This is a genomic window from Hymenobacter setariae, assembly GCF_007713685.1.
Classification (GTDB): domain Bacteria; phylum Bacteroidota; class Bacteroidia; order Cytophagales; family Hymenobacteraceae; genus Hymenobacter; species Hymenobacter setariae.
Genome location: NZ_VMRJ01000003.1, coordinates 23,507 through 36,939, shown reverse-complemented (window position 1 = coordinate 36,939; position 13,433 = coordinate 23,507). Strand labels below are relative to the sequence as shown.

12 protein-coding genes are annotated in these 13,433 nt (G+C 57.4%); 8 read left to right on the top strand and 4 right to left on the bottom strand.

Annotated elements, in window-relative coordinates; all coding sequences use genetic code 11:
* The first annotated feature begins 163 nt into the window (after positions 1-163).
* The 4 genes from FNT36_RS11210 to ytxJ all read left to right on the top strand — a co-directional run bounded on the left by FNT36_RS11210 (position 164) and on the right by ytxJ (position 3,660).
* Positions 164-2,188: an alpha-ketoacid dehydrogenase subunit alpha/beta gene (locus FNT36_RS11210; RefSeq protein ID WP_144847585.1), complete on the top strand. Its 2,025-nt coding sequence runs from the start codon at positions 164-166 to the stop codon at positions 2,186-2,188.
* A 119-nt stretch (positions 2,189-2,307) separates the two neighbouring features.
* Positions 2,308-2,973 carry a hypothetical protein gene (locus FNT36_RS11205; RefSeq protein WP_144847583.1) on the top strand — a complete coding sequence of 222 codons (666 nt, stop codon included), beginning with the start codon at positions 2,308-2,310 and terminating at the stop codon, positions 2,971-2,973.
* A gap of 24 nt (positions 2,974-2,997) precedes the next feature.
* Positions 2,998-3,288 (top strand): hypothetical protein, encoded by a 291-nt coding sequence (locus FNT36_RS11200; RefSeq protein ID WP_144847581.1) that lies wholly within the window; start codon positions 2,998-3,000, stop codon positions 3,286-3,288.
* 24 nt (positions 3,289-3,312) lie between these two features.
* Positions 3,313-3,660 carry a bacillithiol system redox-active protein YtxJ gene (gene ytxJ, locus FNT36_RS11195; protein ID WP_144847579.1) on the top strand — a complete coding sequence of 116 codons (348 nt, stop codon included), beginning with the start codon at positions 3,313-3,315 and terminating at the stop codon, positions 3,658-3,660.
* 74 nt (positions 3,661-3,734) lie between these two features.
* Here ytxJ and FNT36_RS11190 read toward each other — a convergent pair whose 3' ends face one another.
* Positions 3,735-4,151: an OsmC family protein gene (locus FNT36_RS11190; protein WP_233635843.1), complete on the bottom strand. Its 417-nt coding sequence runs from the start codon at positions 4,149-4,151 to the stop codon at positions 3,735-3,737.
* A gap of 104 nt (positions 4,152-4,255) precedes the next feature.
* On the opposite strand from FNT36_RS11190, the gene FNT36_RS11185 reads away from it, so the two are divergent.
* From FNT36_RS11185 to FNT36_RS11175, 3 genes are all read left to right on the top strand, one after another.
* Positions 4,256-5,101, top strand: a complete 846-nt coding sequence (locus tag FNT36_RS11185) for a hypothetical protein (protein ID WP_144847577.1) — start codon at positions 4,256-4,258, stop codon at positions 5,099-5,101.
* A 91-nt stretch (positions 5,102-5,192) separates the two neighbouring features.
* Positions 5,193-6,092 (top strand): lipoyl synthase, encoded by a 900-nt coding sequence (lipA, locus tag FNT36_RS11180; protein ID WP_394348943.1) that lies wholly within the window; start codon positions 5,193-5,195, stop codon positions 6,090-6,092.
* Positions 6,093-6,155: 63 nt separating this feature from the next.
* Positions 6,156-6,530: a DUF805 domain-containing protein gene (locus FNT36_RS11175; RefSeq protein WP_144847575.1), complete on the top strand. Its 375-nt coding sequence runs from the start codon at positions 6,156-6,158 to the stop codon at positions 6,528-6,530.
* Positions 6,531-6,595: 65 nt separating this feature from the next.
* On the opposite strand, the gene FNT36_RS11170 is transcribed toward FNT36_RS11175, so the two are convergent.
* The 3 genes from FNT36_RS11170 to FNT36_RS11160 form a co-directional block, all read right to left on the bottom strand.
* The gene (locus tag FNT36_RS11170) at positions 6,596-7,216 is read right to left on the bottom strand and encodes a DUF4136 domain-containing protein (RefSeq protein ID WP_144847573.1); all 621 of its coding nucleotides are present in this window, start codon (positions 7,214-7,216) and stop codon (positions 6,596-6,598) included.
* Between the two features lie 330 nt (positions 7,217-7,546).
* Entirely contained in the window at positions 7,547-10,471 is a 2,925-nt protein-coding gene (gcvP, locus tag FNT36_RS11165; RefSeq protein ID WP_144847571.1) for an aminomethyl-transferring glycine dehydrogenase, read from the bottom strand.
* Positions 10,472-10,672: 201 nt separating this feature from the next.
* A complete protein-coding gene (locus FNT36_RS11160; protein ID WP_144847569.1) occupies positions 10,673-11,662 on the bottom strand; it encodes a glycosyltransferase family 2 protein in 990 nt (329 codons plus the stop codon).
* Between the two features lie 210 nt (positions 11,663-11,872).
* On the opposite strand from FNT36_RS11160, the gene FNT36_RS11155 reads away from it, so the two are divergent.
* The gene (locus FNT36_RS11155) at positions 11,873-13,372 is read left to right on the top strand and encodes a nicotinate phosphoribosyltransferase (protein WP_144847567.1); all 1,500 of its coding nucleotides are present in this window, start codon (positions 11,873-11,875) and stop codon (positions 13,370-13,372) included.
* Positions 13,373-13,433: the final 61 nt, after the last annotated feature.

Below are 13,433 nucleotides of genomic sequence, written 5' to 3'. Positions count from 1 at the left end.
GATGGAAAGGTAATAATTCACCATTCAATGAAATCAAAATGAAGCTTCTCAAAGCTACCTAAAAGCCTTCTTCCGTGCCAATCAGGGGCCTTTTTTGCGGTGCGCCCCTTAGTGAAAATGCTACCGCTACCTTTGTTAGCTCCAAGCCTTCTCTGCCCCTGCCATGACTTTCGACCGCCGCGATTATTCCAACGACGTGCTCAAGCAGCTCTACCGCGAGCTACTGCGGCCCCGCCTCATCGAGGAGAAGATGCTGATACTGCTGCGCCAAGGGCGGGTTAGCAAGTGGTTTTCGGGCATCGGGCAAGAGGCAGTGTCGGTGGGTAGCACGCTGGCACTCAATAGCGAGGAGTACATTTTGCCACTGCACCGCAACCTAGGCGTATTCACGAGCCGCGGGGTGCCCCTAGGTCAGCTGTTTGCGCAGTGGCAGGGCAAAAAGACGGGCTTCACCAAGGGCCGCGACCGCAGCTTTCACTTCGGCAGCCACGCCCACCACATTGTGGGCATGATTTCGCACCTAGGGCCACAGTTGGCCGTGGCCGACGGCATCGCGCTGGCCGACTTGCTCGATGAAAAGCCCCGCGTGACCCTTACTTACTCGGGCGATGGCGGGGCCAGCGAGGGCGACTTTCACGAGGCGCTAAACGTGGCGGCCGTGTGGCAACTGCCCGTCATTTTCCTGGTCGAAAATAACGGTTACGGCCTGAGCACGCCTAGCAGCGAGCAGTTTCGGGTTAAGTCATTCATTGACAAAGGCCCCGCCTACGGCATAGAAGCCGTGCAAGTCGATGGCAACAACGTGCTGGAGGTGTATCACCTCATCAAGACCCTGGCCGAAGACCTACGCCAGCGCCCGCGCCCAGTGCTGGTCGAGGCCCTCACCTTCCGGATGCGCGGCCACGAAGAAGCCAGCGGCACCAAGTACGTGCCCGCCGAGCTACTGCAAGAGTGGGCTCAAAAAGACCCCGTCGAAGCCTACGAAAAGTGGGTTCTGGCCGAGGGTATCGTGAGCGAAACGGCCCGCATACAACTCCGCGAGAGCATCAAGCAAGAAATAGAGGATGCCCTGCAAGAAGCCGACGCCGCCCCGCTGCCCCTCCCCGACCCTGCCGAAGAGCTGGCCGATATGTATGCGCCGTTGGCAACCGACAATGAGCACCTAGCAGATAACAACGCCCAAACGCCTAACGCTGAGCACGACGCATCAAGCTCTGAAGACCAAGCCCCTACGCTACGTTTTATTGATGCTATTTCGGCCGGGCTGCGGCAGAGCATGGAGCGCTACCCCGAGCTAGTGCTCATGGGCCAGGACATTGCCGAGTATGGCGGGGTTTTCAAGATTACCGAAGGCTTTGTGCAGGAGTTTGGCAAAGGCCGCGTGCGCAACACGCCGCTTTGCGAGTCGGCCATTGTGGGGGCGGGCCTAGGGCTCAGCATTCGGGGTAAGAAGGCAATGGTCGAGATGCAGTTTGCCGACTTCGTGACTTGCGGCTTCAACCAGATAGTCAACAATCTAGCTAAGAGCTATTACCGCTGGGGCCAAAATGCTGATGTGGTGGTGCGCCTGCCCACCGGCGCGGGCACCGCGGCAGGGCCTTTCCACTCGCAGAGCACCGAGGCGTGGTTTACGCACGTGCCGGGCCTAAAAGTGGTGTATCCCAGCAACCCGCACGATGCCAAAGGCCTGCTGTGCGCCGCCTTCGAAGACCCAAACCCCGTGCTGTACTTCGAGCACAAGCTACTGTACCGCGGCTTGAGTGGGCCGGTGCCGGCTGCGTATTACACCACGCCCATCGGGCAGGCCGCATTGGTCACGGAGGGGCACGAGCTCAGCGTCATCACCTATGGCCTAGGGGTGCATTGGGCCAAGGCTGCCTGCGACGAGCTCGGCATCATGGCTGACATCTTGGATTTGCGCACGCTGCTGCCCTGGGATACCGAAGCCGTGGCCCGCACCACCCGCAAAACTGGCCGCGTGCTCATCCTACACGAAGACACCCTCACGGGAGGCCTAGGTGGCGAAATAGCGGCCTGGCTGGCCGAGCATTGCTTCAGCAGCCTCGACGCGCCAGTGCGCCGCGTGGCCTCGCTCGATACGGCCGTGCCGTTTGCCCCTATACTGGAAGCCAGCTTCTTGCCGCAGCAGCGGCTGCGCGAGCAGTTACGGGCGCTGCGGGCGTATTAATGTTTAGTTGTTAGTGTTTAGCGGTTAGTTATTAGTGGACAGCTTACCATTAAGCACTACTCACTAGCCACTAACCTCTACCTTTCGTACCTTCCAGCTCACGCAATTTTCTCGTTTCGGTGAAATCTTTTCTACACTCGTTCTTGCCGCTTTTGCTGGCCTTGCTGGCCAGCTGCTCGGTGTACGATAAAGTCTTCCACCCGCGCCGCCTCCCTTCGCCCAGTATGACGGCCGAGGCCAAGGCCAAATACCGGGCGGCCGAAAAAGCGCGCCACAAAGGCCAGGTGCTCAAGATGGAGGAAATCACGACTGGCGCCACCGACCCCAATGCAGCGGGCGCCTCCAAAGACAAGGCCGACAACAAGCTGACGTACAACGAGCTGCCCGAGGGCACGAAGCTCAAGTACGACAAGCAACTGCTGGTCAAAAAGCCCAAACTCAAGCGCCGCCAGTACCACCACTACGATACCAGGCCCCTGAAGCCGCGCGAAGCCAGCCGCGAAAATCGCCGCCTGCGCAAGCATTCCAAGGGCGAGAGCCGCCCACGCGGTGCCAAGAACGACGCCACGCCCCTAGGCCAGCCCACCGACAGCAGCCCCGCCAACGAGCCTACTCCCGCTCCGCCTACTAAAGCGCCGCAGGTGAAGGAAATCAAGGTGAAAGAGCCTAAAGTGAAAGAGGAAAAAGCGCCCAAGGTCAAGGAAGAGAAGGCGCCGAAAGAGAAGAAGGCCAAGAAAGCGCCGGTTCCAAAGCCCGACCCCACGCAGGAACGCCCCGACTACTAAGCCCACTCTTTTTTCCTCCCTGCGATGCTTATTCACCTAGCTTTTGCGCTACTGCTGGCTACGCCGGCCCAAACGACACCTAGCAGCCTCAGCCAGCAGCGCGCTGCCAATCGGCGGGCCCTGCGCGAGGCCCGCGCTACCGATGCTGCCTACAAAGACAGCCACCTGGCCGTGTCGCGCCGCCAGCTCAAGCGGGGCGCGTCGGTGGCACCCGTGCCAGGGGCGGCCGACGAGCCTCGCTTCGACCGCGATGGCACGCCGCACGTAACCGAACCCAAATACCCCGGCTTGCGGTTACGCAAGTCTAAAAAGTAATTTTCTTCGTTTCTAGCTTTAGTTATGGCTACCTCTTGGCTTCCCCTCACGCAACCCGACCAACTAGCTGATATTGTGCGCGAATCGCACGAGCATCCCGTTCTTATCTTCAAGCACAGCACCACCTGCTCCATCAGCGCCACGGCCAAAGCCAAGCTCGAGCGCCAGTGGCCCGACGCTGCCCTGCCCGAGAGCACGACGCTCTACTACCTCGATTTGCTGCGCTTCCGGCCCATCTCGACCCAGATTGCGCAGGAGTTTGGCGTGCAACACGAGTCGCCCCAGCTGCTGCTTATCCAAGATGGCAAGTGCACTTACGATGCCTCGCACATGGGCATCCGCCTCGCCGACGTAGCCGACGCCGTGAGTTAATTATCGGTTATCAATAAGTAATGCGCAATTAGCAGCTGCTCTAGGCAGTTAAGCAGCTGCTAATTGCGCATTGCTTATTGATAGCTAAAGCGAACCTCTTGCCGAATTTCGGGGTTCAGGCTCAGCGCCACGGGGCAGGTGTGGGCCACGCGCTCTAGCAGGGCACGGTCGCTCTCGCTGAGGCTGGCTGGCAGTTGCAGGTCTACATCGAACTGCACAATGCGCCGCGGAGCATCTTGGCTCATTATTTTTTTCACCTGCATGGTGCTGCCTTTCAGGTCAAGCTGATGGCGCTCGGCCACAATGGCCATCGTAGTCAGAATGCAGGTACCTAGGGCCGTGCCGACTAGGTCGGTCGGCGAGAAAGCTTCGCCCCGGCCATGGTTGTCCACGGGCGCGTCGGTTTGAATGCTAGTGCCCGAGGCCACATGCGTGGCTTCGGTGCGAAGTTGCCCTTCGTAGCGGGCAGTGGCGGTAGGAGCGGTCATCATACCGCGAAGCTACTTACCTGCCGCCAACCGCCCGAAAAGTCGCTTTTCTTCTTTTGTTACTTTCAGCTGCTGTACACGCCAACTGTGCTATTTTTGACTTACTTATGAAGAAACTTCTGACTATTGGAGGGCTGGTGGGCCTGGGGGGCTTAGCGGCGGCCCCGGCCTGGGGGCAGGCGGTAGCGCAGCCAGTGCCTACGCCTCAGCCGGTACTGACGGTGGTGCCCTCGGCGGCCCCGTCCGACGAGCAGTCGTACCAGCACGAAACCGTGTTTGGCGTCAACTTTAATACCCAAGGTGGGCTCATTGGGGGGGTCAACGTGCGTTCGGCCCGCACAATGAACAGCAACACCCTCTGGTTTTGGAGCTTGGAGGGTGTCTTTTTTAAGAACCCCAAGGAAGAAAGCGTCATCAGCGACTTTGGGGGCACGTTTACGGCTTACAAAACCAACTACGCTTTTGCCCTGCGGCCATCCATTGGCATTCAGCGCATCTTATTCCACAAAGCTGCTGAGTCGGGCGTGCAAGTAAATGGACTGCTGAGTGCCGGGCCATCGCTAGGGCTGCTGATGCCCTACTACATCAGCTACGACTACACCTATGCCCAAACGGGCCGGCCTAGCGCCAACGATGTCATTGTAAACGAACAGTATGACCCCGGCAAGCACACGGCCCCGCAGGCCATCGTGGACCGGGCGCCATTCTTCGCGGGCATTAGCAAAACGCAGGTGGTGCCGGGCGTGCATTTGCGCGGCGGCCTCAGCTTCGAGTATGGCCGCTACCGCGATGCGGTAGCTGGCGCCGAGGTCGGCTTTTTGCTCGAAGCCTATACCAGGCGCTTGGTTACCCTAGACTCGTCGACGCCCGCCGCACCCGTGTCGCCCGACGTGCTGAACAAGCAGTTCTTCCCGTCGGTTTACCTCACGCTTTACCTGGGCCACCGTAGCTAGCCCCACCTAGGGTAGCCCCTACGCGGAACCAGCACAAAGCCCGGGCACTTTGCCTGGGCTTTGTTGTTAACTTTACACTATGGATACGATGCTGCTTTCCCTGCCTATTATTCAGCCTCAGCCCGAACCCGTGGCTCCGGCTCGCCCACGCAAGCCCGATTGGCTGCGCGTGAAGCTGCCTATTGGCCCCGACTACGCCGCTGTGCGCAAGCTAGTAGATGAGCATAAGCTGCATACCATCTGCGAATCAGGCAATTGTCCCAATATGGGTGAGTGCTGGGGCGCGGGCACGGCCACGTTCATGATACTTGGCAATGTCTGCACCCGCTCGTGCTCGTTTTGCGCCGTGGCTACCGGCCGCCCTTCCGAGCTAGACCTCGATGAGCCCCGCCGCGTGGCCGAGGCCATTAGCCTCATGAAAGTAAAGCACGCCGTTATCACCAGCGTGAACCGCGATGAGCTGAAAGACCGCGGCGCCAGTGTGTGGCGCGACACGGTGGTGTTCACCAAAGAGCTGAGCCCCGAAACGACCATCGAAACGCTGATACCCGACGTGAAAGCCAACTGGGCCGCGCTGGACGTGATGATTTCGGGCGGCCAGGAAGTGATTTCGCACAACATGGAGACTGTGGGCAGCCTCTACCGCCTCGTGCGCCCCCAGGGCAAGTACGACCGCTCGCTGGAGCAGATTCGCCGCACCAAGCTGCAAGGGCACCGCACCAAGTCGGGCATCATGCTGGGCCTTGGCGAAACCGCTGACGAAGTGCACCAGGCTATGGATGACCTCGTGGCTAATGGCCTCGATATCCTGACCCTAGGGCAGTACCTACAACCCACCAAGCGCCACCTCGAAGTAGCCGAGTTCATCCACCCTGATACTTTCGCCCGCTATAAGGAAGAGGGCTTGGCCCGCGGCCTGAAGTACGTGGAAAGCGGCCCGCTAGTACGCTCGTCGTACCACGCCGAGCGCCATGTTAATGTACCTATCTAATCTACTTATTAGCAAGGCATAAATAGTTGCAGCAGTTCAGGCTAGGTTAGTACCTTCGCTTTAATGCTGCATCATTTTTACCCTACCGGCCGAATTAGTCGCTGGCCATACTTCTGGCGTGTACCAGCGCTGTATTTACTAGCATTTATCTGCTACGGCCTACCACGGTTCGCTGAGTATCAACTGAACGATACAGCAGCGCATTGGAGAAATATAGCGTTCGCTGGCATTGTCTTCTGCTTTTACATGGTAGTCGTGCAAGGTGTCAAGCGCCTGCACGACCTAGACTTGCGAGGCTGGTGGCTCTTGTTCATACTTGTACCCCTAGTTAGCATTGGCCTAGGTAGCGCCCTAGCTTTTGTATCGGGCACAGCCGGGCCCAACCGCTTCGGTCCTTCGCCTTCGCAGCCAGCCACCCCGCCCTTCGCATTAGCCTAAAAACAAAAAGCCTCGCCAAATTTGGCGAGGCTTTTTTGTAACTTACCTAATGGTCAGCCAGTCGCTTAGCGATAAGCTTGACGCTGGCGGGTGTCAGTAGGCGGATAGTTGCCGAGTACGCTGTTCACGATGCGGTAGGTTTCTTCTTCCGTAATCGTGTTTTTGTCGAGCTGCGCTTGGCCAGTACCGCGCCATGCTAGCTCCTTGCGCTTAGCATCCACGATATCGATGATAACCGTGCCAGCTTTGTAGTTGTACGAACCACCGTAGGGGTAGCCATAGCCATACCCACCGTAACCGTAGCCATAGGGATAACCATAGCCAAAGGGGCTACCGCCCACCCGTTGCTGCTGGTTTTCGATGCGTACGCTGTAAGCTACAAATACATCGGGGCTAGCATTGCCAGCCACTTCAGTCAGGCCTTTGGCGCCTAGGTCCTTCGTCACGGCATCGCGAATGCGCTGGTCGGTGAAGGACTCGTAGCCACGGGCGGGGCCACCTTCTGTGTCATTGGCTTGCTTAGGGTACCAAGCCCAAGTTTTATAAGCACGGAAGTTGACGGCGTGGTCAAAATCGCTGGTTGAAGCCACGTTGGCCGTGGTGCAGGCGCCTACCCCGAAGGTTAGTGCCAGGCCCGTGACCGCCAGTGCGGCCGGGCGGGCCAGAAAACGAGTGATGCGGTTCATAAGGCTAAAAATTAATAAGATAATCCTGCTTGCGGAGGTACTGACTTAACGCTGCCCACCTGAGCAATGTTCCAAAAAAAGTAGGCAAGCCGACTACTTTTATTAGCTAGGCTAACAACCCAAAACACGCCATACCGAGGGCTTGTGCAAGCTCAGTCTGGCGTGTTTTTGATGATGGCGGACTGCGTAGGTTTAACGCAGAGCGGAGACATTGTATTGCGCTTAAAAATCGTCTGTCATGCTGAGCTTGCGAAGCATCTTATCACGTTAGATTACTGCCTCTGATGTGATAAGATGCTTCGCAAGCTCAGCATGACAGGCTTTTTAAACCTAGTACGACGGGCCTTTGTCAGTCGAAACCAGTTGTTCGGGCTCGTCTGCGTACTCCTCCAATGGCGTGCAGCTGCAAATGAGGTTGCGGTCGCCGTAGGCCGAATCGATGCGGCTCACAGTGGGCCAGAACTTGGCATTGCGCACGTAAGGCAGCGGGTAAACAGCCTGCTCGCGCGAGTAGGGACGCGTCCACTCCTGGGTGAGCACGATGGCAGCGGTGTGCGGGGCGTGCTTAAGCACGTTTTCCTTAGCGTCGGCGCGGCCTTCTTCTACCTCCGTGATTTCCTTACGGATGGCAATCATGGCATCGCAGAAGCGGTCGAGTTCCTCTTTGCTCTCGCTCTCCGTGGGCTCAATCATGAGTGTGCCAGCTACCGGGAAGCTCACCGTAGGCGCATGAAAGCCGTAGTCCATCAAACGCTTAGCAATGTCTTCTACCTCAATGCCAGCCTTTTTGAAGTGGCGGCAGTCGAGAATCATCTCGTGGGCACAACGACCTTGGGCGCCAGTGTAAAGCACGGGGTAGTGCGCCTCGAGACGAGCCTTAATGTAGTTGGCATTCAGAATAGCCAACTCGGTAGCGCGGGTGATGCCTGCGCCGCCCATCATCGAAATGTAGGCGTAAGAGATGGGCAGAATGCTCGCCGAGCCATATGGCGCGGCCGACACGGCACCGCTGTCGCGGCCTTCTACCGGCACCACTACGTGGCCTGGCAGGTAAGGAATCAAATCTTCTACCACGCCGATGGGGCCCACGCCAGGGCCGCCGCCGCCGTGCGGAATGCAGAAGGTTTTGTGCAGGTTGAGGTGGCACACATCGGCCCCGATGCTAGCGGGCGAGGTGAGGCCTACCTGGGCGTTCATGTTGGCGCCGTCCATATACACCCGGCCACCGGCCTGGTGAATGAGCTCGCAGATTTCGATAATCGTTTCCTCGTACACGCCATGCGTGCTGGGGTAGGTCACCATGAGGCACGAGAGGCGGTCGGCGTGCTGCGCGATTTTGGCGCGTAGGTCGTCCATATCCACGTTGCCTTCGTCGGTGCTTTTCACCACTACTACCTGCATGCCAGCCATCACAGCCGAGGCAGGGTTGGTGCCGTGAGCCGAAGCTGGGATGAGGGCCACCGTGCGGTGGTTGTCGCCGCGGCTGAGGTGGTAGCCACGAATGGCTAGCAGGCCGGCATACTCGCCGTTAGCACCCGAGTTGGGTTGGAGGCTGACGGCCGCGAAACCGGTCACCTCGCAGAGCCAAGCTTGCAAGTCGCGGATGATTTGCTGGTAGCCTACCGTTTGGTCGGCCGGGGCGAAGGGGTGCAGCTGGCCGATTTCGGGCCAGGTCACGGGTATCATCTCAGCCGTGGCATTGAGCTTCATGGTGCACGACCCTAAGGGAATCATGCTGTGCGCAAGGCTCAAGTCCTTATTTTCGAGCTGCTTCATGTAGCGCAGCAGCTCATGCTCGGCGTGGTGCGTGTTGAAGACGGGGTGCGTGAGGTACTCACTAGTGCGCTGCAGGCTTTCGGGCCAGGTCAGCGTCAGCTCGGCCTCGGCGGTGGGGGCAGCTGGGGTAGCCACTTCCTTACCTAGGACCTTGGCGAAGATGTCTACGATATCGCGCACATCATCAAACTCCACGTTCTGGTGCAGGCTGATGCCCACCAGCGTGTCCTCATAGTAGCGGAAGTTGATGCCAGCCGCTTCGGCTTCCGTTTTCAGCGCCTGCTGCATCTCGTGGCTTTCGAGGCGCAAGCTCAACGTGTCAAAGTAATTGCTGTTCAACTGCTCTACGCCCAGAGCCTTCAATTCGGCCTCTAGAATCTGAGCAAACAGGTGCGTGTTCACAGCGAACTGGCGGATGCCTTTCGGGCCGTGGTACACGGCAAACATACCAGCCAGCACACTCAATAGCACCTGCGCGGTGCAGATGTTGGAGGTAGCCTTTTCGCGGCGAATGTGCTGCTCGCGGGTTTGCAGCGCCATGCGGTAAGCTTTATTGCCAGCTGCGTCCACGCTTTGGCCGATGATGCGGCCGGGAATAACACGCTTAAACTGGTCTTTGCACGAGAAGAAGCCTGCGTGTGGACCACCAAAGCCCATCGGCACGCCGAAGCGCTGCGACGAGCCTACGCAGATATCGGCACCCAGCTCGCCAGGCGACGTGAGGAGCGTGAGCGCCAGCAGGTCGGCTGCCATTACCACAAACAGGTTGTTGGCGTGGGCGTTATCAATAAATTCTTTGTAGTCGAACACCGTGCCGTTGGCGCCGGGGTACTGCACAATGGCTCCAAACAGCGCCTCATCGGCTAGGTCGGCCGTGCGGTGGTCACCTACCACCAACTCGATACCTAGGGGCGTGGCGCGGGTGCGCAGCACGTCGATAGTTTGGGGCAGCACCTGCTCCGAGACAAAGAACTTAGTGGCGTTTTTCTTCTTGGTTTGCGAGTGCAGCAGGTGCAGCGCCTCGGCGGCGGCGGTAGCCTCGTCGAGCAAGCTGGCGTTGGCGATGGGCAGGCCGGTGAGGTCAATCACCATTGTCTGGTAATTAATGAGCGCCTCGAGACGGCCCTGCGCAATCTCAGCCTGGTAGGGCGTATAGGCGGTGTACCACCCGGGGTTTTCCAGAATGTTGCGCTGGATAACGGGCGGCAACGTCGTGTCGTGATACCCTAGGCCGATATAGCTTTTATAAACCTTATTCTGGCCGGCAATCTGCTTGAAGCGCTTTAAGAACTGGCGCTCAGTGAGTGCCGGCGGCAGGGCCAGCGCCTGGGGCAGGCGGATGGCGGCGGGCACCGTTTCGGCGATGAGCTGAGCCAGGTCGGCGGCGCCCACGGCTTGCAGCATAGCTTGCTGGCTGGCGTGGTCGGGCGCGTTGTGGCGGGTTTCAAACACGTCGGCGGGCTTAAATCGGAACGACATAGGTAGGGATATGAGGCGAGACTAAAAAGCAGCTTTTTACTAAGACAAAGTTACACCCTGAACAGGCCGACTCAGCCGCCGGCATTGGCGTCAAGCTTGCCTTAGTACAGGCACAAGTGTAGCCCTAGGTACCGTGTACTGCTAGCGCAAACACGGCACCTAGGGCTACTGTGCGTACCCGTAACTAGTACATTCCCTTTGCTACTTAGCGAGTAACTGCGTCGAAAACCGCTTCCAGTACAAATAAGGACTAACCTTCAGTATCAGCAGAAACAAGGGTAAGCGTTTATCAACACCATTTCCTATTTTCAGAATATTAGAAAACTTTATATAGCTGCTGTATTTATCCAACAGTTGCTTTACTGCTTCATAGGGCATATTAGCCGAGGTGATAGTCAGCGTCAAATTTCTAATCCAAGTATAGAGAAACAAGACCATATTAACTCGCATTTCCTGGCTAGCCTGTGTATCCTGCGCAAAAGCGTCTTCTATTGCTTGGCAGCAGTCCGGAATACCTAGGTATTTATTCAAATCGCCTAATCTGGTTGTGATTGACCCAGCTCGTTCGTAATAATTATAAAGAGGTTTGGGATAGAAATACAGTTGACGGGCCTTTTTCCATAATAACGGCTTAATAAGCATATCCTCATAATAAATATTATCAACAAACTTAATATTATCAAACAATGACTTGCGATAGAGATTATTCCAGATATAAGATGTTTCCTTAAAACGCAGCATGGCATCAATCGCCGTGGCCCCATCTACTAAGCCAGTAAGACTAGCTTTCCATACTTCGGGCTTTTGGGGTTCGCTGGTGCGAACTCGAAACGTATCACAAACCACAATGTCAACGTCGTGCTCAGTTGCAATAGCTGCCATTTCGGCCAGCATAGTAGGCACTATGGTATCGTCACTGTCAACGAATAGTACGTAATCACCCGTCGCAATTGCTAGTCCATTATTACGGGAAACAGATACGCCGCTATTGAAAGCATTTTCAAGGATTCTAAATTTCGTGTAGCTATTTTTAGCAAACACTCCTTTTGCCAAAGCAATGGAAGCATCTGGTGATTTATCATCAACTACTATTACTTCTATATCCTGATACGTTTGGTCTATAATTGATTGTATGCAAGCTTCAATATGAGCTTCTACTTTAAAAACCGGAACAATAACGCTTACCTTCATAAGGAAATAACAGTTAAATAGTTAATAACAAGTTATCTTATGACAGCTTGCATTAGCTCACTTAGTGGCCAGTCAAAAATAGGGTTAGTTTTATATAAAAACGTAAATTAACCTAAAACTTCTGCCTTGTCAGGCTCCCCAATACCGGAGGCAAGCACTTGCCCGTATCAGGAGGCAAAAAAGAACTTACCGCGCTCGCGCGCTCTTCTCATGCCTGCCCCTCCTGCTCTTTCCGGCCTCTACCGCCCCTCGCTCGCCCTGCTCACCGACCTCTACCAGCTTACGATGGCCTATGGCTACTGGAAGCAGGGCCTGCATGAACGCGAAGCTGTGTTTCACCTCTACTTCCGCCGCGCACCGTTTGAAGGCGGCTATGCGGTAGCGGCCGGACTGGCACTGGCAGTCGATTATTTGGAAAATCTGCGTTTTACACAGGAGGACATCGCTTACCTCGCCAGCCTGCAAGGCAGCAAAAACGGCCGCCTTTTTCCCGACGACTTCTTGGCCTACCTGCGGGACTTAACATTCACTTGCGACGTGGACGCCGTGGCTGAAGGCACCGTAGTATTTGGCAATGAACCTCTGATGCGCGTGCAAGGCCCACTGCTACAAGCCCAACTCGTTGAAACCGCGCTACTCACCGTCATCAACTTCCAGACACTCATCGCCACTAAAGCTGCCCGCGTGCGCGACGCGGCCGGCCCCGACGCTACGGTGCTAGAGTTTGGCCTGCGCCGCGCCCAGGGCCCCGACGGTGGCCTCGAAGCCACCCGCGCCGCCTACCTAGGTGGGGCCGATGGTACCAGCAACGTGCTAGCCGGTCGGCTCTATGGCATCCCGGTGCGCGGCACGCACGCCCACAGCTGGGTGCAGGCTTTTGGCGACGAAAAGCAGGCTTTTGCTGCCTACGCTGATGCTTTTCCCGACGATTCTACTTTCCTGGTCGATACCTATGACACCCTCGATGGTGTGCGCCACGCCATTGAGGTGGCCCTCGACATGCGCCAAAATGGCCACGAGCTAGGCGGCATTCGCCTCGACTCGGGCGACCTAGCCTACCTCTCCAAGGCCGCCCGCGAGTTGCTCGACGCCGCCGGCCTGCCGAACGTGCGTATCGTGGCCAGCAACGACTTAGAGGAAAACCTCATCACCAGCCTGCGGCAGCAGGGCGCGCGCATCGATATCTGGGCCGTGGGCACGCAGCTCGTCACAGCTTACAATCAGCCCGCCCTAGGTGGTGTGTATAAGCTGGCCGCCCTACGCACTGCCGATGGCCAAGACTGGGACTTCACCCTCAAGCTTTCCGAGCAGCAGGCCAAAACCAGTATTCCCGGCATCTTGCAGGTGCGCCGCTACCTAGGCGACCACGGTCAGCCCCGCGCCGACATGATTTACAACGTAGCCGCGCCCGCCTCGCTGCCCGAAGCGCCCATTATTATCGACCCCGCCGACCTCACTCGCCGCCGGCCCGTGCATCCTGGCGCCCCCTTCCGCGACCTACTGGCCCCAGTGCTGCGGGCAGGCCAGCTAGTGCAGCCACTACCAACATTAGAGGAGAGCCGAGAGCTGGCTCGCCAGGAAGTCACGAGCCTCGACCCCAGCATCCGCCGCTTCCTTAACCCACACGTGTATCCAGTAGGCCTAGAGCAGCCGCTGCACGAGTTTCGCACACAGCTTATGCTAAAGAAGCGACCGGTGCGGCCGGCGTAAGTATTCTTACAGAGCGTAAATTGGTCAGGAATTGCAAAAACACGTTGCCTAGGTTGATTTA